Source organism: Streptomyces sp. NPDC039465 (assembly GCF_055639315.1).
In genome coordinates this window covers 497,341-523,230 of record NZ_JBVKAP010000002.1, presented here as the reverse complement: position 1 = coordinate 523,230, position 25,890 = coordinate 497,341, and the positions used below count along the sequence as shown (strand labels likewise).

General features: G+C 72.3%; 25 protein-coding genes and 2 pseudogenes. 18 read left to right on the top strand and 9 right to left on the bottom strand.

From position 1 onward, the window contains the following. Positions 1-398 precede the first annotated feature (398 nt). On the top strand, positions 399-2,492 hold the full coding sequence (fusA, locus tag ACZ7LT_RS08565) for an elongation factor G (protein WP_471235237.1): 2,094 nt from the start codon (positions 399-401) through the stop codon (positions 2,490-2,492). 43 nt (positions 2,493-2,535) lie between these two features. On the opposite strand, the gene ACZ7LT_RS08560 is transcribed toward fusA, so the two are convergent. Then, on the bottom strand, positions 2,536-2,739 hold the full coding sequence (locus tag ACZ7LT_RS08560) for a DUF6011 domain-containing protein (RefSeq protein WP_471235236.1): 204 nt from the start codon (positions 2,737-2,739) through the stop codon (positions 2,536-2,538). 113 nt (positions 2,740-2,852) lie between these two features. On the opposite strand from ACZ7LT_RS08560, the gene ACZ7LT_RS08555 reads away from it, so the two are divergent. Genes ACZ7LT_RS08555 through ACZ7LT_RS08540 form a run of 4 tightly spaced genes read left to right on the top strand, consistent with a single transcriptional unit; the run spans position 2,853 to position 4,848 of the window. Beyond that, positions 2,853-3,092 (top strand): hypothetical protein, encoded by a 240-nt coding sequence (locus tag ACZ7LT_RS08555; RefSeq protein ID WP_471235235.1) that lies wholly within the window; start codon positions 2,853-2,855, stop codon positions 3,090-3,092. Next, positions 3,092-3,466 (top strand): toxin Doc, encoded by a 375-nt coding sequence (locus tag ACZ7LT_RS08550; RefSeq protein WP_471235234.1) that lies wholly within the window; start codon positions 3,092-3,094, stop codon positions 3,464-3,466. The genes ACZ7LT_RS08555 and ACZ7LT_RS08550 overlap by 1 nt, the downstream gene beginning before the upstream one ends. A gap of 54 nt (positions 3,467-3,520) precedes the next feature. After that, positions 3,521-4,045, top strand: a complete 525-nt coding sequence (locus ACZ7LT_RS08545; RefSeq protein ID WP_471235233.1) for a hypothetical protein — start codon at positions 3,521-3,523, stop codon at positions 4,043-4,045. Positions 4,046-4,056: 11 nt separating this feature from the next. Next, entirely contained in the window at positions 4,057-4,848 is a 792-nt protein-coding gene (locus tag ACZ7LT_RS08540) for an MBL fold metallo-hydrolase (protein WP_471235232.1), read from the top strand. A gap of 53 nt (positions 4,849-4,901) precedes the next feature. On the opposite strand, the gene ACZ7LT_RS08535 is transcribed toward ACZ7LT_RS08540, so the two are convergent. Continuing rightward, complete coding sequence (locus tag ACZ7LT_RS08535; RefSeq protein ID WP_471235231.1) at positions 4,902-6,776, bottom strand: serine/threonine-protein kinase; 1,875 nt, start codon at positions 6,774-6,776, stop codon at positions 4,902-4,904. A gap of 223 nt (positions 6,777-6,999) precedes the next feature. On the opposite strand from ACZ7LT_RS08535, the gene ACZ7LT_RS08530 reads away from it, so the two are divergent. Then, the gene (locus tag ACZ7LT_RS08530; protein WP_471235230.1) at positions 7,000-7,383 is read left to right on the top strand and encodes a hypothetical protein; all 384 of its coding nucleotides are present in this window, start codon (positions 7,000-7,002) and stop codon (positions 7,381-7,383) included. A gap of 24 nt (positions 7,384-7,407) precedes the next feature. Here the strand turns inward: ACZ7LT_RS08530 and ACZ7LT_RS08525 are convergent, their stop codons facing one another. Further along, positions 7,408-8,259: an arylamine N-acetyltransferase family protein gene (locus ACZ7LT_RS08525; protein ID WP_471235229.1), complete on the bottom strand. Its 852-nt coding sequence runs from the start codon at positions 8,257-8,259 to the stop codon at positions 7,408-7,410. Positions 8,260-8,527: 268 nt separating this feature from the next. On the opposite strand from ACZ7LT_RS08525, the gene ACZ7LT_RS08520 reads away from it, so the two are divergent. From ACZ7LT_RS08520 to ACZ7LT_RS08500, 5 genes and pseudogenes are all read left to right on the top strand, one after another. Next, positions 8,528-9,814 (top strand): FUSC family protein, encoded by a 1,287-nt coding sequence (locus ACZ7LT_RS08520; RefSeq protein WP_471235612.1) that lies wholly within the window; start codon positions 8,528-8,530, stop codon positions 9,812-9,814. Continuing rightward, positions 9,811-11,318, top strand: a pseudogene (locus ACZ7LT_RS08515) (MFS transporter). The gene ACZ7LT_RS08520 and the pseudogene ACZ7LT_RS08515 overlap by 4 nt, the downstream one beginning before the upstream one ends. A gap of 180 nt (positions 11,319-11,498) precedes the next feature. Further along, on the top strand, positions 11,499-13,160 hold the full coding sequence (locus tag ACZ7LT_RS08510) for a phospholipase D-like domain-containing protein (RefSeq protein WP_471235228.1): 1,662 nt from the start codon (positions 11,499-11,501) through the stop codon (positions 13,158-13,160). Between the two features lie 147 nt (positions 13,161-13,307). Continuing rightward, positions 13,308-13,868, top strand: a complete 561-nt coding sequence (locus ACZ7LT_RS08505) for a hypothetical protein (protein ID WP_471235227.1) — start codon at positions 13,308-13,310, stop codon at positions 13,866-13,868. A 224-nt stretch (positions 13,869-14,092) separates the two neighbouring features. Continuing rightward, positions 14,093-14,887 (top strand): trypsin-like peptidase domain-containing protein, encoded by a 795-nt coding sequence (locus ACZ7LT_RS08500; RefSeq protein WP_471235226.1) that lies wholly within the window; start codon positions 14,093-14,095, stop codon positions 14,885-14,887. 74 nt (positions 14,888-14,961) lie between these two features. On the opposite strand, the gene ACZ7LT_RS08495 is transcribed toward ACZ7LT_RS08500, so the two are convergent. Further along, on the bottom strand, positions 14,962-16,191 hold the full coding sequence (locus ACZ7LT_RS08495; protein WP_471235225.1) for a serine hydrolase domain-containing protein: 1,230 nt from the start codon (positions 16,189-16,191) through the stop codon (positions 14,962-14,964). 194 nt (positions 16,192-16,385) lie between these two features. Between ACZ7LT_RS08495 and ACZ7LT_RS08490 the strand changes: the two genes are divergently transcribed. Continuing rightward, entirely contained in the window at positions 16,386-16,808 is a 423-nt protein-coding gene (locus ACZ7LT_RS08490; RefSeq protein WP_471235224.1) for a DUF6234 family protein, read from the top strand. 141 nt (positions 16,809-16,949) lie between these two features. Continuing rightward, positions 16,950-17,093 carry a hypothetical protein gene (locus tag ACZ7LT_RS08485; protein WP_471235223.1) on the top strand — a complete coding sequence of 48 codons (144 nt, stop codon included), beginning with the start codon at positions 16,950-16,952 and terminating at the stop codon, positions 17,091-17,093. Here ACZ7LT_RS08485 and ACZ7LT_RS08480 read toward each other — a convergent pair. Beyond that, the gene (locus ACZ7LT_RS08480; protein ID WP_471235222.1) at positions 17,084-17,506 is read right to left on the bottom strand and encodes an ASCH domain-containing protein; all 423 of its coding nucleotides are present in this window, start codon (positions 17,504-17,506) and stop codon (positions 17,084-17,086) included. The two genes, ACZ7LT_RS08485 and ACZ7LT_RS08480, sit on opposite strands and share 10 nt — an antisense overlap. 114 nt (positions 17,507-17,620) lie before the next feature. On the opposite strand from ACZ7LT_RS08480, the gene ACZ7LT_RS08475 reads away from it, so the two are divergent. Further along, positions 17,621-18,934, top strand: coding sequence for a hypothetical protein (locus ACZ7LT_RS08475; protein ID WP_471235221.1), 1,314 nt, complete (start codon positions 17,621-17,623; stop codon positions 18,932-18,934). A gap of 22 nt (positions 18,935-18,956) precedes the next feature. Here ACZ7LT_RS08475 and ACZ7LT_RS08470 read toward each other — a convergent pair whose 3' ends face one another. Beyond that, positions 18,957-20,171, bottom strand: a complete 1,215-nt coding sequence (locus tag ACZ7LT_RS08470) for an FAD-dependent monooxygenase (RefSeq protein WP_471235220.1) — start codon at positions 20,169-20,171, stop codon at positions 18,957-18,959. Positions 20,172-20,519: 348 nt separating this feature from the next. Here ACZ7LT_RS08470 and ACZ7LT_RS08465 point away from each other — a divergent pair, with 348 nt between their 5' ends. Further along, on the top strand, positions 20,520-21,020 hold the full coding sequence (locus ACZ7LT_RS08465) for an ABC transporter permease subunit (RefSeq protein ID WP_471235219.1): 501 nt from the start codon (positions 20,520-20,522) through the stop codon (positions 21,018-21,020). Next, positions 21,017-21,982 carry an ABC transporter substrate-binding protein gene (locus tag ACZ7LT_RS08460; RefSeq protein WP_471235218.1) on the top strand — a complete coding sequence of 322 codons (966 nt, stop codon included), beginning with the start codon at positions 21,017-21,019 and terminating at the stop codon, positions 21,980-21,982. The genes ACZ7LT_RS08465 and ACZ7LT_RS08460 overlap by 4 nt, the downstream gene beginning before the upstream one ends. Position 21,983: 1 nt before the next feature. Here the strand turns inward: ACZ7LT_RS08460 and ACZ7LT_RS08455 are convergent, their stop codons facing one another. The 3 genes and pseudogenes from ACZ7LT_RS08455 to ACZ7LT_RS08445 form a co-directional block, all read right to left on the bottom strand. Further along, on the bottom strand, positions 21,984-22,154 hold the full coding sequence (locus ACZ7LT_RS08455) for a hydrophobic protein (RefSeq protein ID WP_471235217.1): 171 nt from the start codon (positions 22,152-22,154) through the stop codon (positions 21,984-21,986). 9 nt (positions 22,155-22,163) lie between these two features. Continuing rightward, positions 22,164-22,514 (bottom strand): PRC-barrel domain-containing protein, encoded by a 351-nt coding sequence (locus ACZ7LT_RS08450; RefSeq protein WP_471235216.1) that lies wholly within the window; start codon positions 22,512-22,514, stop codon positions 22,164-22,166. Between the two features lie 120 nt (positions 22,515-22,634). Beyond that, positions 22,635-23,799 (bottom strand): annotated as a pseudogene (locus ACZ7LT_RS08445) (ABC transporter ATP-binding protein). Between the two features lie 164 nt (positions 23,800-23,963). Between ACZ7LT_RS08445 and ACZ7LT_RS08440 the strand changes: the two are divergent. Both ACZ7LT_RS08440 and ACZ7LT_RS08435 read left to right on the top strand, forming a co-directional pair. Then, positions 23,964-25,022, top strand: a complete 1,059-nt coding sequence (locus tag ACZ7LT_RS08440) for a glycoside hydrolase family 5 protein (RefSeq protein WP_471235215.1) — start codon at positions 23,964-23,966, stop codon at positions 25,020-25,022. Between the two features lie 84 nt (positions 25,023-25,106). Beyond that, positions 25,107-25,871 carry a PIG-L deacetylase family protein gene (locus ACZ7LT_RS08435; RefSeq protein ID WP_471235214.1) on the top strand — a complete coding sequence of 255 codons (765 nt, stop codon included), beginning with the start codon at positions 25,107-25,109 and terminating at the stop codon, positions 25,869-25,871. Positions 25,872-25,890 lie beyond the last annotated feature (19 nt).

Sequence of the window (25,890 nt, the reverse complement as noted above, 5' to 3'; positions counted from 1 at the left end):
CCGATGCCGACGCGCCACCCCGCTCACTAGACTCGCCTCGCGCGCCGCCACCACCAGCCATGTCATCGGGCGGCGCCCACCGACCAGTTGAGGGGAGCCCGGCCGTGCGTCACCGCACCTCCGTCGCCGTTCCCCCGTCACGGTACGACGTGATCCTGGTGTCTTTGGAGCTCCGATGCCGGCCGCGCGGCCGCCGTCGGACGCCCGCGACGAACATCTGACCCCCGCCTGCCCGTCGAGCCTCCCGGCCGCGCCCGCCCGTCCCGTACGGGCCGCGCGCCGCGCGGACGACACCGCACCGGGGCACCCCCGCCCGGCCTGGCCCCAGGCCGCCGTGGCCGCCGTCTCGTCCGGGAATCGCGCCGCCCTGTTCGTACCACCGCGAAAGGCCCCAGGCCGTGCGTACCCACACCCTTCAGCCCCTCCACGCCCTCTCCCTCGTCCGCAATCTGGGCATCCTCGCCCATGTCGACGCGGGCAAGACCACCCTCACCGAGCGGATCCTCTACGTCACCGGAGCCACCCACAAGCGGGGTGAGGTCCACGACGGCACCACCGTCACCGACTTCGACCCGCAGGAACGCGACCGCGGCATCACCATCTTCGCCGCCGCCGTCAGCTGCGACTGGGACGGCCACCGCGTCAACCTGATCGACACCCCCGGCCACGTCGACTTCTTCGACGAGGTGGAGCGGTCGCTGCGGGTGCTCGACGGGGCGATCGCGGTCTTCGACGCTGTCGCGGGCGTCGAACCGCAGAGCGAGGCGGTGTGGCGGCAGGCGGACCGGCACGGCGTCCCGCGGATCGCCTTCGTCAACAAACTGGACCGGGCCGGCGCCGACCTCGACACCGCCGTCGCCTCGATCCGCGAACGGCTGCACACCGTCCCGCTCGTGGTCCAGCTGCCGATCGGCCAGGAGGACGCCTTCACCGGCGTGGTGGACCTGCTGCGCATGCGCGCCCTGTACTGGGACGGCCGCGGCGGCACGTACGAGCCGCGCCCGGTGCAAGGCGCCCTGCGCGACGAGGCGCTGCGCCGCCGCAGGATCCTGGAGGAGGCGGTGGCCGAACTCCACCCGGAGGCGCTGGAGGAGTTCTGCGCCACCTCGACGCTCTCCGAACGGACGCTGGCCACGGCCCTGCGGGAGGTGACCATGTCGGGTGAGGGAGTCGTCGTGCTGTGCGGCTCGGCCTACCGCGACCGGGGGATCGAACCTCTCCTGGAGGCCGCCGTCGCCTACCTCCCCTCACCGCTGGACGTGCGGCCGGTGCGCGGCACCCACGGCGGCGCGGTGGAGGAGAGGGCCGCCGACCCGGCGGCGCCGCTCGCTGCCCTCGCCTTCAAGGTGACGGCGACCGCCACCGGGCGGCTGACCTACCTGCGCGTGTATGCGGGAACGATCCGGAAGGGAGACGCCGTGCTGGACACGGGAACACACCGCACCGAACGCGTCGGCCGGATCCTGCGGGTGCAGGCCGACCGCCACGAGGACGTGGACCGGGCCGTCGCCGGGGACATCGTCGCCGTGATCGGGCTGAAGACCGCCCGCCCCGGCGCCACGCTGTGCGCCCCCTCGGCGCCGCTGGCCCTGGAACCGCCCAGCGTGGCCGACCCGGTCGTGTCGGTGGCGGTCGAGGCGGCCCGGAGCATGGACACCGACCGGCTGGCGACGGCGCTGGCCCGGCTCGCCGAGGAGGACCCCTCCCTCACGGTCCGCACCGACCCCGAGACCGGGCAGACGCTGCTGTCCGGCATGGGCGAACTGCACCTGGAGGTGGCGGTGGAGAAGATCCGGCGCAGCCACGGCCTCGACGTGGCCGTCGGCCGCCCGCAGGTGGCGTACCGCGAGACGGTCACCCGGGGTGTCACCGGACTGCTCTACCGGCACGTCAAACAGGACGGAGGCGCGGGCCAGTTCGCGCACGTCGTCCTCGACGTCGAGCCGCTGGAACCGGCCGCCGCGGACGGCGCCGCGGACCGTACGGACCCCGGCGACGCCGAGCGGTTCCTGTTCCGGTCGACGGTCACCGGCGGCAGGGTGCCGCACGAGTACATCCGTGCCGTGGAGGCCGGCTGCCGTGACGCGCTGTCCGAGGGCCCCCTCGGCGGCCATCCGGTGACCGGAGTGCGCGTCACCCTGACCGACGGGGCGACCCACTCCAAGGACTCCTCCGAGATGGCGTTCCGCACGGCCGGCCGCCTCGCGCTGCGGGAGGCCCTGCGCCGGGCCGGGACGGCGCTGCTGGAACCGGTGGTCGACGTCACGGTCACCGTCCCCGGCGACGCCGTCGGCGGGGTCCTCGGCGACCTGGCGGCCCGGCGCGGCCGGGTCACCGGCCAGACCGTACGGGCCGGTACGGCCGCGATCACCGCGACCGTACCGCTGGCCGAACTCTTCGGCTACGCCTCGCGGTTGCGCGGCCGCACCCAGGGCCGGGGCACCTTCACCACCCGCCCCGCCGGGTACGCGCCCGCACCCCGGGCCCGCTAGCCGGCCACGCCCCGGCCGCACACGCGGCCGGGGCCCCGTGCGGTCAGGTGCCCGGCAGCGGGTCCTGCTCCACCTGGTGCTCCGCGGCCGCGCGGGGCCGCCGGGCCGGGTCGCAGTTCGGCCCGTAGCCGGTGAGCCGGGAGTCGGGATCGGTGAGCTCGCGGCCGCAGCGCCGGCAGTAGCGGTGCCGGTAGCCGGTGACCGGGTCGTCGACCAGAGTGGGCTGCTGCGCGGGGTGTCGGGCCATGCCACCAGTCTCCCGGCACCCGGTCGCGCACGGCGACCGGGTGCCGGGGGAGCGCCTGTCGGCCTGCGGCACACCTCTGGTCCCGACAGGTACCAAGTAGGTACCCTCACGCCATGCCGTCCTTGAACATCACCTTCACCGACGAGGAGCTGGAGGAAGTCCGCGCCGCCGCGGCCGCCGAAGGCAAGTCCCTCAAGCAGTTCGTCCACGACCTGCCCCTGCGCGAGCGCCGTCGGCGCCAGTTCGTCCGCTACGCCGTCACGTGGGGCGAGCAGCACCGGGCCGAGTTCGACGACGCCTTCCCCGACGAGGTCCCGCCCGCCGACCGACGACAGGGAGCCGACGCCGCCTGATGGCCCTCCACATCGACGTGGCCTGGCTCTTGGACGTGCAGGAACAGGCCGTCCCCGAGGACGTCTCCGTCGCCGACTACTCCGCCCTCGTCGCGGCCGTCGCCCGCCACAAGACGCGCATCCCCAGACCCACCACCGCCGAGCCCGACCCCGCCTGGCGCGCCGCGGCCCTCCTCGACACCCTCGTCCGCCTCCAGCCGCTGCCGTACCGCAACTCCCTGTACGCCTGCCAGGTCGCCGTCGCCTACATGCACGCCTCCGGCGAGGGCATCGACCCGCCCTACGGCGCGCTGGTGGAACTCGTCCGCGCCATCCACGAGGGCAAGTCCACCGTCTACCAGGCAGCCGACCTCATCCGCACCTGGCGCATCTGAGCCCCCGGGCCTAGGGTCCTGTCTCTGCGGACAATGCGGCGACGAGGGGGGCTCGTGAGACGTTCGGCGGTGGGAATCGCGGCGGCCGCGGTGCTGCTGCCGGCGACGGGCTGCGGCCCGGAGCTGCGGCCGCTCGCCGCGGTGTACGTCGACGAGGAGGGGACCGTACAGGCGCTGCTGCGGCCGTGCGACGGTGACGAGCCGGTACGCGGACCGTCCCTCCGGGGCACGCCCGCGCCGGAGCCCACGCCGACGCCGACGCCGCTGCCCTCGGGCACCGCAGGTCCGGTGAAGAAGTCCTGGACGGGCTGGTACGCCGAGGGCCGGAACAAGGCCGCCGACTTCCCGCTCTTCTCCCCACCGGCCCCATGGCGGGTCGAACTCCGGGGACCGCAAAGGCTGTTGCCGGGTCACCAGTACCAACTGAGCTTCGGCGACCCGCGCGACATCTACTGGTATGCCGGGACCGTGGACTTCGACACCGAGCAGCTCGCGCGACTGGAACCGGGACAGGTCCTGACCTTGCGCGGGGCCATGAGCCAGGACGACTTCGAGAAGGCCGCCAGGAAGGCCTGTTGAGGGGGAGAGCGATGGAACGCCAGGGGCAGGTGGTGGCGCTGCTCGACGCGAGCGGCACCTTCTTCAAACCGGCGCGGGACGCGTTCCCGGACGCGGACGACGGAGACTGGGCGCGGGCGGCCCTCCTCGATCCCGGCGCGGCCGGCCCGGACGGGGCCTGGCGGCTCGACTTCAGGTGCTTCGCCGTGGCCCGGCCCGGCGGACGGTGGGTCCTGGTCGACGCGGGCGTCGGCCCGGCGCAGGGGCCGGGCGCGGACTGGTGCCCGGTGCCGGGCCGGCTGCCGCAGGCGCTGGGCGAGGCCGGGATCGACCCGGCCGATGTGGAGACCGTGGTGCTGACGCACCTTCACGAGGACCATGTGGGCTGGTCCTGCGGACCGGACGGGCTGCCGTTCTTCCCCGAGGCCCGCTACGTCGTCCAGCGCGCCGAGACGCGGGCCCTGGACCCGGCCGACCCGGTGTGGGACTGGACGGTCGAGCCGCTGCGCCGGTCCGGACAGCTCCACGAGGTGGAGGGCAGCCACCGGCTCGCCACCGGCCTGGACCTGATCCCCACCCCCGGTCACACACCGGGCCACCAGTCCGTGCTGGTGCGGCAGCCGGACGGCCGTGACGTGATGATCACCGGTGACGCGCTGGTGCACGCCGTCCAGTGGGGGAACCCGGCGGTGACCTACGCACACGAACGTGACCCGGACACCGCCAGGCTCTCCCGGCGGACCCTGCTGACCGAGGCGGCCGAGCGGGGAGCCGTTCTCGCCACGGCCCATCTGACCCGCCCCTTCGTGGAACCCGTGCCCTGACGAGACGGGACGCGCGGAGCCCCCGACGCGTATGTCGGGGGCTCCATGCCGGCTCAGCTCCCCGAGCTGGTCGCGACCGCGTTGCGCCAGACCGTCAGGTCCAGGGTCATGTACGTACTGGGCGACTCCTCCGGGGAGAAGCCCTGGACCGTCAGCAGGCCCAGGTGCCCCGTCCCGGTGGTGACGCAGACCTGCCGCCCCTTCGCGAGCTTGTTCACATAGATGTTCTGGGTGAACCGGGTCTCCGCGCGGCAGGCCTCGAGCGAGCCCTCCTGGCCCGGATCGAGCAGCACGAGGTTCCCGCCCGAGCTCTCCGCGTCGATGTAACCGCCGGTGTCGTAGGAGAGTTCGTAGTTGCCGTCCTCACCCTCCTGTGGCCGTACGGTGTCGTCGCCGAGCGTCAGGTGGTAACCGGCGGTGAGGTTGATGTTCTTGTAGTCGACGGGCGTCGGATCGGGCTTCGGTCCCGGCTCCGGCTTGGCGTCCGGCTTGGAGGAGGAGCCGCTGTCCTTGCCGCTGTCGCCCGTCTGCTTGCCCGGCGACGAGCTGCCGCCCTGCGTCGAGCCGCCGGACCGGGTCGCCTTCCCGTCGTCCTTGAGCAGGTAGTACGCCGTACCGGCGCCCGCGCCGGCGAAGACCAGCACGGCGGCGAGCGCGAGGATCAGACCGCGCTTGCCCTTGCTCTTGCCCTTCGGCGGCTGGGGCTGCGGCGCCCCGGGGTGGCCGGGGTACGTCGGGGCGTGCGCCGCGTGCTGGGCCGGGGCGGCCTGGGTCGGGGCGTAGGCGTACGGGTGGGGCTGCGGGTGCGGCTGTGTGGGCGGCGTCGGGTACTGCGTCGGGGGCTGAGGAGGCTGCTGCGCCGCGGGCGGGCCGTACCCCGGCGGCGGGGTGGACGGCGTCGCCGGAGTGGTGGGGGAGTAGGCCGCGGGCGGGGCGGCCGTAGGCGCCGCGGCCGTCGGTGCCGCGGTCGGGGGCGGCGGGGTCTGGGCCGGGGCGGGCGCCGCTGCCCGTCCCGCGATGTCCGCGCTGACCGTGCCGGGCAGCCAGTCCTCCGGACGGCGCAGCACCGTCTGCGCGTTCGCCGACTGGCACAGCCCGATGACCTCGGCGATCGACGGCCTGGCCGCCGGGTCCTTGGCGAGGCAGCGGGTGACCAGCTCCTTCAGCCGCTCCGGCACCCCGGTCAGGTCCGGCTCCTCGTGGACGATGCGGTAGAGCACGCCGTGCGAGGTTCCCTCGCCGAAGGCCGGGGAGCCGGTCGCCGCGTATGCAGCGACCTGCCCGAGTGCGAAGATGTCGGTGGCCGCGGTCACCCGGCGTCCGGCCGCCTGCTCCGGGGCCATGAAGGACGGGGTGCCGATGGTGACCCCGCTGCCGGTGAGCGAGGTCGCGTCGGCGGCGTAGGCGATGCCGAAGTCGATGACGCGGGGCCCGTCGGCGGCGAGGAGCACGTTGGACGGTTTGAGGTCGCGATGCACGATGCCCGCGCCGTGGATGACGTGGAGCGCCTCGGCCATGCCGGCGACCAGCAGCAGCACCGTCTCGACGGGCAGGGCGCCATGGGCGACGACCGCGTCGGCGAGCGAGGGCCCCGGCACGTACGCGGTGGCCAGCCAGGGGCGCGCGCCCTCGGTGTCGGCGTCGATGACGGGCGCCGTGAACAGCCCCTGCACACGCTGCGCGGACTGCACCTCCTGCGCGAACCGGCGGCGGAATTCGGCGTCCTCGCCGAACTCCGGGCGGATCACCTTGATGGCCACCGGCCGCCCGCCGGGCGTGTACGACAGATACACCTTGCCCATGCCGCCCGCGCCGAGCCTGGCGGCCAGCCGGTATCCGGCGATCGTCTTCGGGTCGTCCTCCGCGAGCGGCTGGAAGACCTGAGAGGCCCCGCGAGCATCCCCCCGGTCCGGCTGCTGACCACTCATCAACTCATGTCTCCCCGTGCAAGGTCCCTATCGAACGGCGGAACCCTATCCAAGGAAGGGCCCCCGGCGCCTGTCGGGTTCGAACCGTACGAACCATCCCGGGCGCGGGCGCGGGGCGGCGGCCTACAGTGGACGCACCGGCGCGGGGTGGAGCCAGGTCGCGTGGTTCGAGTCCCGCCCCCGCCACCCTGGCGAACCGAGCCCTGAGAAGAAACGGAGTTCCGTGGCGCGTACCGCCCATCACCGTCCCCCGGCCCACGCCGATGACCCGGACGACCGTGCGAGACGCCGCCCATGGCGTACGGTCAGGCTCGATGATCTCCGCTACAGCGCCCGCGTCTTCGCCGAGGCGGGCCGCGCCTGCGCGCGGCCCCGGCCGCAGCGCATACGCCGCACGGTGACGGTCTACTCCTGGGCGCGGTACATCCGTGAGCCCGGTCTCGCCCGTTGGTCGGCCGTGGAGGAACGCCGAGCCCGGCAGCGGCTGCGGACCCGGCTGGGGCTGCTGCGCGGGCTGCTTCGCGCGCGCGGGGCGGATGCGGCGCTCGCCGACACCGTGGACGTACCTCCGGCGCGGCACCGGCGTGACTCGCTCTGGAAGGCCTGACCGGAACCGGCGGGGCTGGGCGCGTCAGTCGGGGACCAGGCCGTTCTGGAGGCGTACGAGGTCGGTGGTGTCCAGCACGATCCCGAACTCCTCGGCCAGCAGCCCCGGCAGCTCGGCCGGGTGGATCTTCCGTTCCGTCCGGGTGCCGTCGGGAAGGGTCGTGGTCCGCAGGGGCCCGTCGATCACGTCGTGCCGGCCGACGGCGAACCGCTGGACGAACAGGCGCTTGGTGAACGGGGAGCGGGGGTGGGTGCCGACGAAGTGGCTGCCGACCACGAAGTCGATGGGGTACTGCGGGTTCAGGGTGAAGGTGTGCCGGTCCACCCAGCCCTCGGGCCCGTACTCGTGCAGCCACCACTGGTCGACGCCGTCGGCGCCCGGGCGCCGAGCCAGGCGGTAGCGCCAGCCGTCGAACTCCGCCGCCGCCCCGTCGGCCAGCTCGACCGGACCCAGCGGGCCGCCGCCGAAGCCGACGTCGCACAGCCACCTGCGGTCGTCGTCGGCGGCCGTCACCGCGAGCAGCGCGTGGGTGGCCGGCAGGATCTTGTCCCGGCCGAGCGTCACCCGTCCGCTCATCGCCGTGAAACGGAAACCGAACCGCTCCAGCGCGGCGGCGAACAGCACGACGTGTTCGTAGCAGTAGCCGCCCCGGCGGCCGTGCACCAGCTTGCGCTGGACGGACTCGACGTCCACGAGGACGGGTACGCCGAGCACGGCGTCGACGTTCTCGAACGGCAGCGAGGTGACGTGCGCGCGGTGCAGTCCGCGCAGCGCCGCCAGGGTCGGAGCCCGCTCGCCGGTGTAGCCGATACGGCCGAGATACGCGTCGAGGTCCAGCAGCTCGCCGTGCCACCTGTCCCCGCGGTCCGTCTCCATCGTCGCTGCTTCCTCGCGTTCGCCGCTCTTCCCTGCTCATGCGCGCTCCGGTCGTACCACACCTGCTCCGGCGCCCCGCGGCAACGACGCGGCGAGGCGGCCGCGACACCCCGGTAGGTGTGACCCGGGGTGTGCGGGGGAGGCGTGTAAGGGACGCTGACCCTAACGACCGGAACGTCATGTTCCGGTCGTCGGCCGGACGGAGCCGCGCCGCGAGGAGCCAAGGACCCGAGGTGGCAGGTGGAAGGTGGCATACGCACGGAGCACCCTGCGGGAGACTCTGCGGGAATCCCGGCGCGAGACCTGGGCCGTGCTCGACCGGTGGCGCAGGGATCCGGCCGTCGTCCAGACCGTGCGCTCCACGGCCGCCGCGACGATCTCGTACGTCGTCGCGCTCGGGGCCGTCAGGAGTCCGGCCCCGCCGCTGACGGCTCCGCTGACCGCCCTGCTCGTCGTCCAGGTCACCCTCTACTCGACGCTCACCACCGGCATCCGGCGGGTCAACTCCGTCGTGGTCGGCGTCCTGATCGCCATCGCCTTCAGCGCCCTGGTGGGGCTGACCTGGTGGAGCCTCGGGCTGATCATCCTGGCCTCGCTCGTGGTGGGCCGGATGGTCCGGGTGGACGAGTTCGTGCCCGAGGTCGCCATCAGCGCCATGCTCGTCCTCGGCGTCACCCAGGTGGCCGACACCGCCTGGGACAGGGTCCTGGAGACCCTGATCGGGGCGGTGGTGGGCCTGCTGTTCAACACCGTGCTCGCGCCGCCGGTCTGGGTGGGCACGGCCGGAGCGTCGATCGAGGACCTGGCCCGCCGGATGCGGCAGCTCATGCTGAGCATCGGTGAGGAGCTGAACAGCCCCACCCCCGTCGAGCGGGCCGCCGCCCGGCTCCACGAGGCCCGCCGCCTCGACAACGACGTCGCCGACGTGGACGCCGCCCTGCGGCAGGCCGAGGACAGCCTGCGCCTCAACCCCCGCGTCAAGGAGGGGCTGCTCCACCGCATCGTGCTCCGTACCGGCCTGGACACCCTGGAGATCTGCGCGGTCGTGCTGCGCGTCCTCGCCCGTACGCTCACCGACCTGGCCAAGGAACGCGGGCCGGTCGAGCGCTTCCCGCGCGAACTCGGCGTCGCCCTGGAGGAGACCCTCGGGCACCTCGCCGACACCCTCGTCAGCTTCGCCGTGCTCGTCACCACACGGGTCAGCGAGAGCGCCGACGAGGCCGAGGCCCGGCTGCACGGCGAACTCCAGGCCGCCCGGGCGAGCCGGGACAACACCGCGGCGCTGATGCTCGCCGCCGTCCAGCGCGAGCCGCGCCAGTGGCAGCTGTACGGCGCGCTGCTCACCGAGGTCGACCGGATCCTCGACGAACTCGACCTGGACCATCGCAGCCGCCGCCTGATGGAGGAACTGGACCGGGCGACCCGTGAGCGCCGCGAGCGCCGCCGGCGCCTGTCGGCCCTGCCCTCCCGGCTGCCCCGGGGGCGGGACGAGAGGCGGCGTGAGGAGCGCCGCGCGCCCGGCGACCGCGGAGGAAGGGACAGGGACACGGCATGAGTTCATCACCCGGAGCGACGACGGGGACCGTCACCACGAAGGTCCCCGCCCGGCTCGACCGGCTGCCCTGGTCGCGCTGGCACTGGATGATCGTCATCGGCCTCGGCACCGTATGGATCCTCGACGGTCTGGAAGTGACCATCGTCGGCTCCATGGCCGGCCGCCTCTCCGAGGAGGGCAGCGGTCTGGCCGTCACCGACGCCCAGGTCACCGGCGTCGCCGCGGCGCTGTACGTGCGGGAGCCTGCTCCGGTGCGCTCTTCTTCGGCCGGCTGACCGACCGCTACGGCCGCAAGAAGCTCTTCCTCGTCACCCTCGCGGTCTACCTCGCCGCGACCGCCCTGACCGCCGTCTCCTTCTCGGCCTGGTGGTTCTTCCTCTTCCGCTTCTTCACCGGCTTCGGTATCGGCGGCGAGTACGCGGCCATCAACTCCGCCATCGACGAACTGATCCCGAGCAAGTACCGGGGCAGGGTGGACCTCATCATCAACGGCAGCTACTGGCTCGGCGCGGTCGGCGGCGCGCTGCTGTCCGTCGTCGCCCTCAACACCGACCTCTTCCCCAAGGACATCGGCTGGCGGCTCTCCTTCGGGCTGGGTGTGGTGCTGGGGCTGGTGATCCTGCTGGTACGCCGTCATGTGCCGGAAAGCCCGCGCTGGATGTTCATCCACGGCCGCTCGCGCGGCGCGGAGGAGCTCGTCGCCGGTGTCGAGCGGCGGATCGAGGAGGAGAAGGGCATCACCCTGCCCGAGCCCGCCACGGCCATCACCATCCGCCAGCGGCGCAGCACCAGCTTCGTCGAGATCGGCCGCACGCTCGTGCGCGCCTACCCGAAGCGGGCGGTGCTCGGCTTTTCCCTCTTCATCGGGCAGGCCTTCCTCTACAACGCCATCACCTTCGGATTCGGCTCGATCCTGGTGACGTTCTTCGACGTGCCCACCGGCAGCACCGGCTACTTCTTCGCCGTGATCGCCTTCCGGAACTTCCTCGGCCCGCTGCTGCTCGGCCGGCTCTTCGACACGGTCGGCCGCCGGCCCATGATCGCGGGCACCTACATCCTCTCGGGGCTGCTGCTCTTCGGCACCGCCTGGCTCTTCGACAGCGGCCGGCTCGACGCCACGACGATGACGCTCTGCTGGTGCGTGGTGCTCTTCTTCGCGTCGGCCGGCGCGAGCTCCGCGTACCTCACCGTGAGCGAGATCTTCCCGATGGAGACCAGGGCGATGGCCATCGCCTTCTTCTACGCGATCGGCACGGCGGCGGGAGGCATCTCGGGTCCGCTGCTCTTCGCCGGCCTCACCGAGAGCGGGCTCGTCTCCGACGCGGTCCTGGCCTTCTCCATCGGCGCGGCCCTGATGGTCGCTGCCGGGCTGGTCGCGCTCTTCTTCGCGGTGGCGGCCGAGGGGAAGGCGCTGGAGGAGATCGCCCGGCCCCTGTCGCAGACGCGGGAGGAGGCGGAGCCGGCGACCACCGCCGGCCCGTCCGAACCGGCTCCGACCAGCTGACCGCGGGGCGGAGCCAGGGCGGAATGTGAAGGGACCGCCGGGTGGCCGGATGTGTCCGCAGGCGCGCCGACCATGCCGTACGGGCTGGTAACTTCCGGTATTCGATCTTGGTCCTTGCTCGGGGGAACGAACGACGGACCCGATCAGCGCACCAGACCACCCTTCATACAAGGAAGCCCCTTGATACGCGCCGCCCGTACGACCACCACGGCCCTCGCGCTCGCCGTGGCCCTGCTCCCCGCCGCCCCGGCCGTCGCCGACCACGACCCGGCCGCCGCCCGCACCACCACCGTCACCACTGCCACCACCGCCACTCCCCATCTCGACGCCGTCGAGCAGACCCTGCGTCAGGTCTCGCCCGGCCTCGAAGGCCAGGTGTGGGAGCGCACCGACGGCAACCAGCTCGACGCCTCCACTCCCGGCGGCGCCGACTGGCTGATCCAGACCCCGGGCTGCTGGGGCGACGCGACATGCGCCGACCGCCCCGGCACCCGGCGGCTTCTCGCCAAGACGACGGAGAACATCGCGCGGGCCAGACGCAGCGTGGACATCTCCACCCTGGCGCCGTTCCCCGACGGTGCGTTCCAGGACGCGATCGTGGCGGGGCTGAAGGCCTCGGCCGAGGCCGGCAACCGGCTGGAGGTACGGATCCTGGTCGGCGCGGCGCCGATCTACCACGCGAACGTCCGGCCCTCGAAGTACCGCGACGAACTCGTCACCAAGCTCGGCCCGGCGGCCCGCGGCATCACCCTCAACGTCGCCTCGACCACCACCTCGAAGACGGCCTTCTCCTGGAACCACTCCAAGCTGCTCGTGGTCGACGGAACGTCCGTGATGACCGGCGGCATCAACAGCTGGAAGAAGGACTACCTCGACACCGCCCACCCGGTCTCCGACGTCAACCTCGCGCTGACCGGGCCCGCCGCCGCGTCGGCTTCGAAGTACCTCGACACGCTGTGGAACTGGACCTGCCGCAACAAGAACAACTGGGGCAGCGTCTGGTTCGCCGCGTCGAACGGCGCCGACTGCAAGCCCACCCTGCCGCGCCATGCCGGCCCGGCGGCCGCCGGCTCGACCGCCGGCTCGTCCGGTGGGGGCCGGGGGGTGCCCGTCATCGCCGTCGGCGGACTCGGCGTCGGCATCCGTGAGAGCGACCCCACCTCCCCCTTCCGGCCCACCCTGCCCACCGCGTCCGACACCAAGTGCGTGGTCGGCCTGCCCGACCGGACCAACGCCGACCGCGACTACGACACCGTCAACCCGGAGGAGAGCGCCCTGCGTACGCTCGTCGCCTCCGCGCGCGGCCACATCGAGATCTCCCAGCAGGACATGAACGCCACCTGCCCGCCGCTGCCCCGCTACGACATCCGCCTCTACGACGCCCTCGCCGACCGGCTCGCCGCCGGCGTCAAGGTCCGCATCGTCGTCAGTGACCCGGCCAACCGCGGTGCCGTGGGCAGCGGAGGCTACTCCCAGATCACGTCGCTCAACGAGATCAGCGACGTCCTGCGCGGCCGCCTCACCGCGCTGACCGGCGACCGCGGCCGGGCCCAGGCCGCCCTCTGCTCCGGCCTGCAGCTGGCCACCTTCCGCAGCGCGCAGAGCCCGACCTGGGCCGACGGCCACCCCTACGCCCAGCACCACAAGCTGGTCTCCGTCGACGGCTCCGCCTTCTACATCGGCTCCAAGAACCTGTACCCGGCGTGGCTGCAGGACTTCGGATACCTCGTGCAGAGCCCGGCGGCCGCCCAGCAGCTGACCGAAGGCCTGCTCGCCCCGCAGTGGCAGTACTCCCGGGCCACGGCCACGTACGACTACGAGCGCGGAATCTGCCAGGCCTGACGGCCTTCCCCGGCCCGCACCGGCGGGCCGGGGACCCTCGGCTCGGGTGCTTTCAGGCGGCACGCCGAGGCGCACCGGAATGTACGAAGAGTGACAACTTCGGATCGTATTCTCACGAAAAGTGAGATGCCGATCCGAGGAGACACCGTGCCTGGTCCGTCCGCCCCGTCCGCCGTCGCGCAGAGCACGCGCCTTCTGGAGCTGCTCGCCGGTCTCGACCCCCGCATCTGGGACATCCTGAACCCCCGTCAGCCGGTCCTCGTCGCCGGGGCCGTGGCCTCGGCCCGCCTGCGGAGCGGCGGCCGGGACGGCGGCGGGGAGACCGAACTCAATCCCCAGCCGCTGCCGCCCGCCGAAGCGTTGCGGCTCGCCGTCCTCGGTACGGCCAACGCCGTCGCGGAGGCGACGATCGCGGCCAGCCTGTCCGGGGCCGACCCGGCCGTCATCCTGCGGGAGGTCGGCGAGGACATCTGCCCCACCCCGCCGCGGTTCCCCTGGCCCAGGAGGTGGCCGGTACCGCCGCAGCTCCACGAGCGGTCCGCCGCCGACGGCGCGGGCATCGGCCCGTCGATCCAGGCCCTGTACGCGCTGGTCTTCCAGGGCTACGCCGACCGCACCACGGACGACGACCTGGCCAAGGCCTTCGGCCAGCTGGCCGACCGCGTGCTCGACGCGGCCCTGAAGGCCACCGACGGAACGGTGCGCTGAGGGTTGCCCCCGCCGCCCTGACGCTCACCGACGACGAGCTGCTCGCCGTACGCGACACCGTGTCCCGGGTCACCGGCGCCCCCGCGAGAACGTTTCGGCAATGGGCCTCGGAGAACGCCCACCGCATGGTAGAAACTAGAAAATAATTCTAGTCGAGCCGGTGGTCGGCCAGAGCTGAGCGCCCTTTGCTCCGGCTGCCCCGGCCGCGTACGGGAAGTGAACACATGTCACCTGTGTTACGCCCCCTGGGGCTGCTGCGCGCCCTGGGTCTCGCCCTCCTCGTCGTGAGCATGTCCCTCGTCGCGGCCCCGTCCGCAAGCGCCGCCGCGCGCACGCCCGCCGCCGCGCCCACACCCGTCGGCGGCGGCACCGGCATCATCTTCCGGATGACCCCCAGCCCGCAGGAGCCCACGAGCTTCTTCGTCTGCACCCTCACCGCCGTCGGCCGTGACGCGGCCGGCAACCTGGTGGCCCTGACCAACGCCCACTGCTTCATCGACGAGCAGGGCAACAAGCTGGTCGGCGCGGAGGTCTACCGCGACTCCTCGCCCGCCGGGACCGCCTTCGCCCCGGCTCCGCTCACCGACAGCCGCCCCGACCTCGCCACGGGCCCCATCGGCACGGTGACGTACGTCGGCACGCCCAACAACCTGCTCAACTCCGGCCCCAAGGGCCTGGACTACTCCGTCATCAAGCTCGACGAGACCAGGGTCGCCCCCACCAGCACGGTCGACCAGACCACCATCACCTCGATCGGCGCCCCGCCCGCCAACGGCACCCGCATGTGCAAGGAAGGCCATCGGACCGGCCTCACCTGCGGCATGAAGCTCGGCACCAGCGGCATCTGGTTCACCCACCTGATCTGGACCAACGGCGGTGACTCCGGCGCCCCCGTCGTCGTCGGCCAGACCCTGGTCGGCAACGCCTGGGGCGCCCAGCACAGCTCCCCGATCCTGAGCATCATCGACGAGATGAACGCCAACGGCGGCGTCGGCGCGGGCTTCCACCTCGCGAGCTGACCCCCCCCGACCGAGTCCATCCGGCCGAGCCCACGGTCCGGGGCCGCGCACCGCGGCCCCGGACCGCCTCGGCGTCAAGGCCGGAGCAGCGCGCAGACGAACTCCTCCTGGATCGCACGGGTCTTGACGAGCAGCTCGGGGTTGAGCGTGAGCTGGCTGTTGACGCTGAAGGTCAGGGAGCGGCTGCCGTCCCGGGTGGCGGCGGCGAACTGGGTGTAGCCGGGGAAGTTGCCGGTGTGGCCGTAGACCGCGCCGCACCGCGTGGTGTACCGGAAGATCCCAAGGCCGGCGTCGTTGGCTCCCGGCCCGGCCGGCTCCGAGGCGCCGCCGGGGACGAAGGTCAGCTGCTGCCGGTGAGTCTTCTTGGACACCAGCTTGCCGCCCGCGTAGCCGCGGATGAACAGGTTCAGGTCCTTCGGGGTGGAGACGATGCCGCCGGACGCCCACACACCCGACGCGCTGATCAGCTCACTGACGTCCTCCGGCGGGGCGGGCGGCTCGACCGCGTAGCCGTGCAGATAGGGCTCGGGCAGTTCCCATCCCGACGGGAGGCTGGTGCGCTGGAGGTCGAGGGGCTGGAACACGAGCTCCTTGAGCAGGTCCTCGTACCCGCGCCCGGTGACGGCCTCGGCCATCAGGGCGACCGCGATGTTGTCCGAGTTGGAGTACTGGTAGCGCAAGCCCGGCGGGAACAGCAGCGGCTGGTCGGCGACGAAGCCGAGCAGCCGCCGGGAGTCGAACTGGTGGCGCGGATCGGCGGTGAGGTACGCGAGGGATTTCGGGTCCTGGCTGAAGTCGGGCAGTCCGCTGGTGTGGTTCAGCAGCTGACGCAAGGTCACCGCGTGCCAGGCGGCCGGCTGTGCGGGCAGGACCTCACCGATGGTGGAGTCGAGCCGGATGCGGCGCGCGTCCACCAGCCGCAGCGCGACGGCGCCGCTGAAGGCCTTCGCGACGCTGGCGATCCGCAGGTGGTCGGTGGCCTGCGGTTGCCGTCCGGTGGCCAGGCCGCCGAGCCCGGCGTCCACGATCTGGCGCTGTCCCTGTCCCCGGTCGAGGACGGCGATGGCCCCGGGCGGCCCTCCAGGGCTGTCGACGAGTTCCTGCAGCAGCCGTTGGAGCCGTGCGTCCGGTGCTGGTGCCGGCGGCGTTGTCGGTGCCGGGGGCCCGGCGGTCCGCTCGCTCTGTGCGCTCTGGCCGGCCTGCGCCGCGGGGACGAGGCCGCCGACCGCCGCCGCGGCTGCCAGCGCGGCGACGGCCAGGCACAACTGGGGACGGCGACGGGATCGGGACGGGCGTGTACGCACGGGCAACCTCCTGGGGGCGTGGCCGGGCGAGGCTCCGGCCGCCGGTTCGTGCGACTCAGCATCGGTCCCGCACGCCGCGGCCGCCTTTGCGGTGCGCCATCCGGCCGAGGGCCGTCCCTCTCGAACGTCGGCGGACGGCACATGAGTACGGGTACTCATGTGCCGGCCTCACGCCCCTGGCCAGGATGAGCGGCATGAACCTGCCCTCCGCGCCCCCCGCCTTCGACGCCACCAGCGGCGCCAGGTCCCGCGCCGACCGGGGCGCCGACGTCGCCGCCGGCTGCGGTCTGGTGTTCCTCGAACTGATCGCCCTGGTGCTGATCGCCGGAGCGTGGTTCATGTCCGGCTTCACCCTCGACCCCCAGGCGGATGTCGAGGCCGATTCCTTGTGGACCTACCTGGCCGTCGCCGGCGGGGTCGGTGCCCTGGCGGTCGTCGCCGCCGCGTTCGCCGCCCGGGCCGGGGCGATGGTGACGGTCGTCAGCCAGGGCGTCATGGCCGCGCTGATCGCCGCCCTCGTGTTCGGCGGAGCCGTCGTACAGAACCACGAGGACAACCGGGAGCCGGCCCGGAACGCGTGCGCCGATTCCCCCTCCGCCCCGTGGTGCAACGGCTGACGGCTGACGGCTCGGCGGCCCGGTGCCGCCCCTCCCCGTACGGGTGAAAGCTGGACCGGCGTACCGGCTTTTGGCCTTCCGCCGATCCGCGCATGGCGGAGACTCAGGTCCGGCCCAGCCCTGATGCCCACGGAGGCGACCATGCCCTTCGACCCGACCGACCCCGACACCTTCGACGACCTCGAAGACGTGCTGTACGCCTCCGACTTCGCCGTCGAAGCCCCGGAGACCGACCGCGCCGAACAGGCCCAGGTCGTCGAGCTGAACGACGACGACTACCGCTGAGGCCGCGCCTCCTCCTCGGCCCCGTCGACCAGCCGGAAGGAGACGAGGACGACGGGGCTGTCGTCGTCGACCGGCGTCCCCGTCCGCTGCCAGTACCGGCGGTGGGCGGAGCGCCAGTGCTCGACCGAGGTGAAGCCTTCCCCCTCGGCCTGCGCGAACTCCCAGGGCACCTCGGCGAACGGCGTGATCTCCACCCCGGTGACGGCGACCGTCGCGACGGCCTTCCCGTCGTTGTCGAGCACCGCGAGCCGTTCACCGACGTACTCCAGCCCCTCGGACTCCTGCCCGTACTCCTCCAGCGTCCCCGCGGTGGCGGTCTTCACCCCCGCCACCACCAACGCGGTGAGCTCCTCCCGCATCTCACCGGGCGTGCCCAGCTCGAAGGTCCGCATTCCGTTGACGCGAGGCCACATGGGGCCGTCCTCTCGCTCGTGTCCGAGCCTCCATGGTCCTACGGGGCGGGGACCACCCGAACAGCACGGAGCGGCGGACCGCCGATCACGCGCCCCGATGATCATTCTGCACAGATGGCGAACGACGCGGAGACAGAGACAATGTCGTGGAAGGCGGGCGCCGCCTGTGCCCTGATCGTGGCGGGCCTCCTCGCCACGGCGGGCGAACTGGCCCTGTTCGGCGGCGAGGATGTGACCGGCGCGCTGACCTACGCGGGACGGATCAGCGGTGTCGTGTTCCTGGCGGCCGCGGTGGTGGAGCTGGTGGCCGTCGTCGCCGCCTTTCAGCTCAGCCGGCCCGAACACCCGAAATACTCCGGCGCGCTCGTGATCTGCGGCATCCTGATCTCGCTGCTGGCCAATATCGTCCTGCTCATCCTCCACCTGGACGGCGGCTTCACGCCCTACGCCGTGTTCCTGCTCCTTCTGCCGTGGTCTTGGTGGGCGCTGTGGCTGATGTACCGGACCGGCGTCTGGAGCAGCATTCCGCACGCCAAGGGCTTCGCGGCAGGCGTCCTGCTCACCGGGGCCCTGGCCGTCGCCAACTTCACGTACACGCAGATCTACCAGCCTTACTCCGCCACGGCCGCGCTCACGACCTCGGTCGAGTTCGGCAAGGGGCTCGTCGTCGGCAAGGCCGTCCACGTCCCACTGAAGATCAAGACCCGCAACACCGGCAAGGTCGGGGTCTATGTCCTCGGCTCCCTCTACCAGGTCAGCGGACGGCGGACCTCCTTCGTGGACGCCCCCCGGTCGGACAAGGACTGGCTCCAAGACCTCAACAGCCGCCAGCGCGACCTCATGCGGTACACGAACGTCCCGAAGGGCGGGTACGAACTCCTTGCCCAGGGGACGATCATCGGCCGCGCGGGGCACGTGCACATGCTTGAGCCTGGTGGCGAGAGGGTGACGGAGAAGGTCGTCCAGTTTCCGGCCGGGAACCGCTACGAGGTGCTCAACGCCACCGCCAGTGTCACCCACGTCAGAAGGGACCGGGTGAAGATCGTCGACGACTACGGCGCCTCGGGAAGAAGTTCCTGGACCAAGGACTTCGTATTCGGCTCCGCGGAGGCGGCTCCGGGCTGGGTGCGCGGGGGCGGCGCCGTCAACACCTTCCGCTTCCGGTCCGGGATCGAGCACGGCACCGCGGTCCTGGAGCACACGAGGCCCCCGCACTACGTCACCCTGTGGTGGGTGCTGCACGGGCTGAACGCGGAGTCCCCGTTCGGGCCGACCCTGACCGCCGTGGTCGGCCCCGAGGAGGGCGAGACGCGCGCGCCGACCGCGTCGGAGCGGCGCCGGATGACGGAGCGCTACGGACTCGCAGACACTCCGAGCGGATCGCTGCAGAAGTCCGTGGCGGAGCTCATGCCGCCGGCCAAGACCTGACCAGGCCCGCCCGTCGCCCCTGCTACAGCTCCGCGTTCTGTCTGCGGGCGTGCAGCGTGCGGGCCACCCGGGGGCCCAGCCAGCGCTTGAGGCGGCGCAGGGATTCGAGGCGGGTCGTCGCCTGGTCGAGGCGGTAGTAGAGCTGCGGCGGGACGTACGGCAGCAGGGGGGAGTGGCGCTGGCCGAGGAGGGCGAACATCTGGGGCGGGGCCAGGCGGATGTAGCGGGGCAGGTTCTCGTACCACTGGGCGCTGTGGCGTGCCGCGCTCTGCACCGGCAGCAGGGCCGAGCGGCGTTGGCGTTCGTAGCGGGCCAGGGCCGTGGAGACGTCAGGGGTTGTGTGCAGGGCGTCGGTGAGGCAGATCGCGTCCTCCAGGGCCAGGGTGGTGCCCGCGCCGATGGAGTAGTGGGTGGTGTGGGCCGCGTCGCCGAGGAGGACGAGGTTGTCGCGGTACCAGGTGCGGTTGGTGAGCGTACGGAAGGTCAGCCACTGCGCGCTGCCGTCCGCGCCGGCCCGCCCGATCAGCGGGTGACCGTCGAGGAGGTCGGCGAACAGCTTCTCCAGCAGGCCCAGTCCGTCGGCTTCGTTCGCCCGGTCCAGACCGAGCCCCGTCCAGGTGTCGGGTGAGCACTCCACGACGCAGGTGCTGTGGTCCTCGCCGAAGCGGTAGGCGTAGCACCAGATCCAGCCGTGTTCGGTCTCCACGAAGGAGAAGGTGAAGGAGTCGAAGACGCGCGTCGTGCCCAGCCAGATGTACGGGTTGCGGCCGACCGCGACCCGGGTGCCGAAGTGGTCGGCGTACCGCTCGCGCAGCCTGCTGTGGACCCCGTCGGCGGCCACGACGAGATCGGCGTCGGGGAGCTCGTCGCCGGTGGCGAGCTCCCGCTCGAACTCCACCCGTACGCCGAGCGCTTCGGCCCGCCGGGTGAGCAGGTCAAGCAGCTGTCGGCGGCCGATCCCGAAGCCTTCGTCGCCGTGGTGCACGGTCCGCTCGCCCCGCACGTGCGCGACGCCGTCGCTCCAGCGGACCGAGCCGTCCGCGATCGCCCGCGCGGACTCGGGGTCGTACGCCTGGAGCCGGTCGAGCAGGCCCGCCCAGTACGTCACTCCCCAGCCGTAGGTGGATCCGGCCGGATTGCGTTCGAGGACGGTGATGTCGTGGGACGGGTCCCGCAGCTTCATCAGGATCGAGAAGTACAGGCCGGCGGGCCCGCCGCCGACGCAGGCGACCTTCAAGGAGGCTCCCAGGGGTGACGCAAGGTGATCGATGGAGAGCGCAGGGTAGCAGCTGTGGCCGACGGCGGCCCCGCCGCGCGGGAGGGGAAGGCGCGACGGGACCTGTGCGGCGAGTGCCCGGCGCGCGCCGACTCATGCGGGCCCGGCCCCACCTGCGGAGAACGGGGCAGAGGGGCGGCGGTCGCGCGCGGGTGCCCGGGCGCCGGGCGTCCGCTCCCGCGCGCCCGCGCCACCCCGTACGGCCCAGCGCGCCCTTCCCCCCTACCGGCCACCAGCACGCGCCCCGCGTCCCCCCGTACGGGCCACCAGCACGCGCGCCCCCTCGCCCGCGCGCGCTGCAATGGACGGGTGACCGCCCCGCCCGACGACTGCCTCGCGCGCAACGACTGGATCTGCGGTGCCTATCTGTCCAGCCGGCGCGAGATCCTCTGGGACGCCACCCTCCAGCACATCCAGCTCACCCTGGTCTCCGTCGCCCTCGGGCTCCTGATCGCCCTGCCGCTCGCCGTCGCCGCCCGCCGCACCCGCTGGGCGGCTGTGCGGGGGGCCCGGGGGATGGGCATGACGGGCCGGCAGATGCTGTTCGGGGTGGAGCTGCCGCTCGCCATGCCGCTGATCCTGACCGGCGTACGGATCGCCGCCGTACAGCTCGTCGCCACCGCGACCGTCGCCGCGCTCGCCGGCGGCGGCGGGCTTGGCCGGATCATCACGGCCGGGTTCAATCTCGCCTCCACCCCGCAGGTGGTGGCGGGAGCAGTGCTCGTGGCGGTGTTCGCCCTGCTGGTGGAGGGCGTCTTCGAAGGGGCGCAGCGGCTGGCCCCGCAGTGGGCGCGGGGCGGGCCTGGATGAGCGGCCGACGGCGAAGGCGCGCAGGCCAAGCGGTGGTGGCGGCGGTGCTGCTGGTGCTCGCGCCGGGCGGCTGCACTGGCGGCCCCTCGCTGGAGAACCAGGGCGAGATCACCGCCCCGCCCGGCGACAGCCGCGAGCTGACCGTCGGCTCGGCCGGATTCACCGAGAGTGATCTGCTCGCCCAGATGTACGCGCTCCTCCTCGAACAGGCCGGCTACCGCACCACGATCCTCTCCGTCACCAACCGGGAGATCTACGAACCGGCCCTGGAGAGCGGTCAGATCGACGTCGTGCCCGAGTACGCCGCGACCTTCGCGGACTGGCTCAACGCCAAGGTCAACGGCCCCGACGCGCCGACCGTCGGCTCGCCCGACCCCGCCACCACCATGGCGGCCCTGCGCCGGCTTGCCACCCCGCGCGGCCTCACCGTCCTCGACCCGGGCAGGGCCGTCGACCAGAACGCCTTCGCGGTGGCGCGCACCTACGCCCGTCAGCACCGGCTGCGCACACTCCGCGACCTCGGCGCCGCGAAACTGCCCGTACGGCTCGCCGCGGGCGACGAATGCGTCCAGCGGCCGTACTGCGCGCCCGGGCTGCGGAAGGCGTACGGGGTCGACATCACCGGCGTCGATCCGAAGGGGGTGGGCACCACCCAGGCCAAACAAGCCGTCCAGGGTGGCCAGGCCCAGATGGTGCTGACCACCACCACGGACGCCACCCTGGACGACTTCGGACTCGTGCTGCTCGCCGATGACAAGCATCTGCAGAACGCCGACCACATCGTTCCGGTGGTCAACCGCTCGCGGGCCGGCGGCGCGGGCGTGACCCGGGCGCTGGGCGCCCTCAACGCCGTACTCGCCACGGCCGATCTGGCGTCCCTGAACGAACAGGTGGACAGCTGGCGACGCCTTCCAGAAGACGTCGCCAGCTCCTATCTGCGGTCCAGGAATCTGCTCAGGTGAGCTACCACCGGTACCAGCGGGACCGTCCGCCGCCTCCGGCCGCGCCACGGAAGAAGAAACCGAGAATCCACACGATCAGCAGGGCGATCGCGATGTACCAGAGCACTTCTACGGTGAATCCGACTCCGAAGAGAATCAGGATCACCAGGAGAAGCAGCAGAAGGGGGATCATGACCATTCCTCACATGTGTCGATTGGCGTAATAGCGCTCGATGAGCTGGATGAACGCCACGTCGCTCTCGTGCTGCCCGCTCTCGAAGTCGGGCGAGTCCTTGATCTCCTGCCTGGTGCAGGAGACATGGACCGTGTCGTTCTCGGTGTCGACGCGGGATATCAGGCCGGCCGGCAGCAGGACCCTCCTGCCGAAGATCCACGGGCCGGTGTCGACGACGACGTACGACCTGCCCACGTCCTCCGAGTGCTTGTCGATCTTTCCGATGGAGCCGTCGGTCGCCTCGACCGAGTAACCGACGAGCGCTTCTCCGGGGGCGTATCCGGCGCCTTCGGAGAAGCCCCACATACCGGCATGCATGACGCCCACCTTTCGTCCCGTCCGGGGGGCTTATGCTGCGGCTACCCGGTCACGCGCGCGTGAACCGTCGCAAGGGCACGTCTGTTCTAGGTGCCGTGACGAGCGTCCCGGCCGAGCGTTCTAGGCGTCGGCGACCGAGTCGAAGTCGACCTCGTCCCGGGCGACCCCCTGGGCGTCCGCGTCGACCGAGCGGCGCAGCGCCTCGTGGAGCTTGGCGGGGGTGAGGACGCCGAGGAAGCGCGGGCCGTCCAGGACCGCCACCCATCCGGCGTCGTGCTGGAGCATCTCGCTGAAGGCCTGCTTCAGCGGCGCCCCGACCGGCACCCAGGCGTCCATCCGCCGGGCCGGCTCACCCACCGTGCCCCGGCCGTCCGCGGAGGCCAGCGCGTCCGCCGCCACCCAGCCGTGCAGCGCACCGTGCTCGCCCAGCACCACCGCCCAGCGGGCGCCCTCCGCGCGCAGCCGGGCCGCCGCGGCGGAGGCGGGCTCGCCGAGATGGGCGACGGGTGGTTCCTCCAGGTCGTCCGGTTCGATCCTGGTCACCGACAGCCGCTTCAATCCCCCGGTCGGTGCCGACGAACCGGGCCACGTACGGCGTGGCGGGGGAGCCGAGGACGGCGGCCGGGGTGTCGAACTGCTCGATGCGCCCCTGTCCGTACACCGCGATACGGTCGCCCATCCGTACGGCTTCCTCGATGTCGTGCGTGACCAGCAGGACGGTTTTGCGGACCGTGGCCTGCAGGCTCAGGAACTCGTTCTGCAGCCGCTCGCGCACCACCGGGTCCACCGCCCCGAACGGCTCGTCCATCAGCAGGACCGGCGGATCGGCGGCCAGGGCCCGGGCCACGCCCACCCGCTGGCGCTGGCCGCCGGAGAGCTGGGCGGGGTAGCGCCGGCCGTACGTCTTCGGGTCCAGGCCCACCAGGTCCAGGAGATCGGCCGCCCGCGCGCGGGCTTTCGCCTTCTTCCAGCCGACCAGGGCGGGCACGGTGGCGGTGTTGTCGAGGACCGTGCGGTGCGGGAAGAGGCCGACCTGCTGGATGACGTAGCCGATCCGGCGGCGCAGCTTCACCGGGTCGACGCGCGCGATGTCCTCGCCGTCGACGAGGATCCGGCCGGAGGTCGGCTCGATGAGCCGGTTCACCATCATCATGGTGGTCGTCTTGCCGCAGCCCGACGGTCCGACGAGGGTGGCCAGCTCGCCTTCGGCGACCTCGAAGGAGACATCGTCGACCGCGGTCGTCCCGTCCGGATACACCTTGCCGACCTGCTCGAACCGGATCATGCGTCCACGCTAGGAGTCCCGGGGCGGGGGCGCACCCGGGACCGGGACCGGTTGCGGAAACCGGCTTGTCATGAACCTTGCAGGGCGGGCTGGGGGCTGCTATCTCATTCGTTAGGAAAGTTTCCTTTCAATAGGCACCTCCGTCCACGGCACCTGGAGACCCCATGACACCGGCACGCTCGCGACGACGCGCCCTCGGTGGCGCCGGCGCCCTCGTCACCGCCCTGCTCCTCGGCCTCACCACCGCCCAGACCGCTCCGGTTGCGGCCGCCCCCGTCGGTACGACCCCCGCCGCCGTCAACGGCCAGCTCAAGGTCTGCGGCACCAAGCTCTGCAACCAGTACGGCAAGCCCATCCAGCTGCGCGGCATGAGCAGCCACGGCACCCAGTGGTACAGCCGGTGCCTGACCTCCGGCTCCCTGGACGCCCTCGCCAAGGACTGGCACTCCGACGTCCTGCGCGTCTCCACGTACGTCCAGGAGGGCGGCTACGAGACCGACCCGCGCAAGTACACCGACCTCGCCCACTCCCTGATCGAGCAGGCCACCGCGCGCGGCATGTACGTCATCGTCGACTGGCACATGCTCGACCCCGGCGACCCGCACGCCAACCTCAGCCGGGCCAAGACCTTCTTCACCGAGATCGCCCAGCGCCACGGCAGCAAGACCAACCTGCTCTACGAGATCGCCAACGAGCCCAGCGGCGTCGACTGGGCCCGTATCAAGAGCTACGCCGAGCAGCTCATCCCGGTCATCCGTGCCAAGGACGCCGAGACCCCCGTCCTGGTCGGCACGCGCGCGTGGTCCTCGTTCGGGGTCTCCGAGGGCGCGAACGAGTCGGAGGTTGTGAACAACCCGGTCAACGCCTCCAACATCATGTACACGTTCCACTTCTACGCGTACTCGCACCGCGACGCGTATCTGAACACCCTCTCCCGCGCGGCCGACAAACTCCCCGTCTTCGTCACCGAGTTCGGCACGCAGAACTACGCCGGTGAGGGCGGCAACGACTTCACGATGTCGCAGCGCTATCTCGACCTGATGGCGGCCAAGAAGATCAGCTGGGTCAACTGGAACTTCTCCGACGACCACCGCACCGGCGCCGTCTTCAAGAGCGGCACGTGCGCCGCGGGCGGCCCCTGGGCCGGTACGGCCTCGCTGAAGCCCGCGGGGGTGTGGGTGCGCGACCGGATCCGTACCCCGGACAACTTCCCCACCGGCTGACCCGGCCCGGACTCTCAGCCGCCCGCCCGGACCACGTGCCGGGCGGGCGGAACCCGTTCATGATCAACGCCGTATTCTGCGCGCATGACCGAGCACACGACCGAGCACACGAGCGACCAGCTGCACCCGATGCCCGACGACTGGCAGCGCGCCCTCGCCGTCGTCGCCCACCCCGACGACCTCGAATACGGCTGCGCCGCCGCGATCGCCGGCTGGACCGACGGCGGCCGCGAGGTCGTCTACGTTCTCGCCACCCGCGGCGAAGCCGGCATCGACACCCTCCCGCCGGCCGAATGCGCCCCGCTGCGGGAGGCCGAACAGCGCGCGAGCGCGGCCGTCGTCGGCGTCTCCACCGTGGAATTCCTCGACCATGCGGACGGCACCATCGAGTACGGGACCGCGCTGCGCCGCGACATCGCCGCCGCGATCCGCCGCCACCGCCCCGAACTCGTCATCACCCTCAACCACCGCGACACCTGGGGCCCGGCCGTCGGCGGCCACTGGAACACCCCCGACCATGTCGCGGTGGGCCGCGCCACCCTCGACGCGGCCGGTGACGCCGGCAACCGCTGGATCTTCCCCGAGCTCGTCGAGCAGGGCCTCGAACCCTGGGACGGCGTGCGCTGGGTCGCGGTCGCGGGCTCCACCTTCCCCACCCACGCCGCCGACGCCACCCCGGGCCTGGAGCGCTCCGTTCAGTCCCTGCTCGCGCACCGCGCCTACATCGAGGCGCTCACCGACCAGAACCCGGAGGAGTACTGCCGCACCTTTCTCACAGGCAACGCCGAGGCCGCATCGGCCCGCTTCGGCGGCCGGCCCGCGGTGACGTTCGAGCTGTTCTCCCGCTGAAGCCCGGACGGCCGCGTGG

Excerpts from the sequence above, each read along its gene's own strand:
- ACZ7LT_RS08560 (WP_471235236.1), bottom strand. The coding sequence starts at position 2,739 with ATGGCCCGACACCCCGCGCAGCAGCCCACTCTGGTCGACGACCCGGTC.
- ACZ7LT_RS08555 (WP_471235235.1), top strand. The coding sequence starts at position 2,853 with ATGCCGTCCTTGAACATCACCTTCACCGACGAGGAGCTGGAGGAAGTC.
- ACZ7LT_RS08550 (WP_471235234.1), top strand. The coding sequence starts at position 3,092 with ATGGCCCTCCACATCGACGTGGCCTGGCTCTTGGACGTGCAGGAACAG.
- ACZ7LT_RS08540 (WP_471235232.1), top strand. The coding sequence starts at position 4,057 with ATGGAACGCCAGGGGCAGGTGGTGGCGCTGCTCGACGCGAGCGGCACC.
- ACZ7LT_RS08535 (WP_471235231.1), bottom strand. The coding sequence starts at position 6,776 with ATGAGTGGTCAGCAGCCGGACCGGGGGGATGCTCGCGGGGCCTCTCAG.
- ACZ7LT_RS08525 (WP_471235229.1), bottom strand. The coding sequence starts at position 8,259 with ATGGAGACGGACCGCGGGGACAGGTGGCACGGCGAGCTGCTGGACCTC.
- ACZ7LT_RS08500 (WP_471235226.1), top strand. The coding sequence starts at position 14,093 with ATGTCACCTGTGTTACGCCCCCTGGGGCTGCTGCGCGCCCTGGGTCTC.
- ACZ7LT_RS08490 (WP_471235224.1), top strand. The coding sequence starts at position 16,386 with ATGAACCTGCCCTCCGCGCCCCCCGCCTTCGACGCCACCAGCGGCGCC.
- ACZ7LT_RS08485 (WP_471235223.1), top strand. The coding sequence starts at position 16,950 with ATGCCCTTCGACCCGACCGACCCCGACACCTTCGACGACCTCGAAGAC.
- ACZ7LT_RS08480 (WP_471235222.1), bottom strand. The coding sequence starts at position 17,506 with ATGTGGCCTCGCGTCAACGGAATGCGGACCTTCGAGCTGGGCACGCCC.
- ACZ7LT_RS08475 (WP_471235221.1), top strand. The coding sequence starts at position 17,621 with ATGGCGAACGACGCGGAGACAGAGACAATGTCGTGGAAGGCGGGCGCC.
- ACZ7LT_RS08460 (WP_471235218.1), top strand. The coding sequence starts at position 21,017 with ATGAGCGGCCGACGGCGAAGGCGCGCAGGCCAAGCGGTGGTGGCGGCG.
- ACZ7LT_RS08455 (WP_471235217.1), bottom strand. The coding sequence starts at position 22,154 with ATGATCCCCCTTCTGCTGCTTCTCCTGGTGATCCTGATTCTCTTCGGA.
- ACZ7LT_RS08450 (WP_471235216.1), bottom strand. The coding sequence starts at position 22,514 with ATGCATGCCGGTATGTGGGGCTTCTCCGAAGGCGCCGGATACGCCCCC.
- ACZ7LT_RS08440 (WP_471235215.1), top strand. The coding sequence starts at position 23,964 with ATGACACCGGCACGCTCGCGACGACGCGCCCTCGGTGGCGCCGGCGCC.
- ACZ7LT_RS08435 (WP_471235214.1), top strand. The coding sequence starts at position 25,107 with ATGACCGAGCACACGACCGAGCACACGAGCGACCAGCTGCACCCGATG.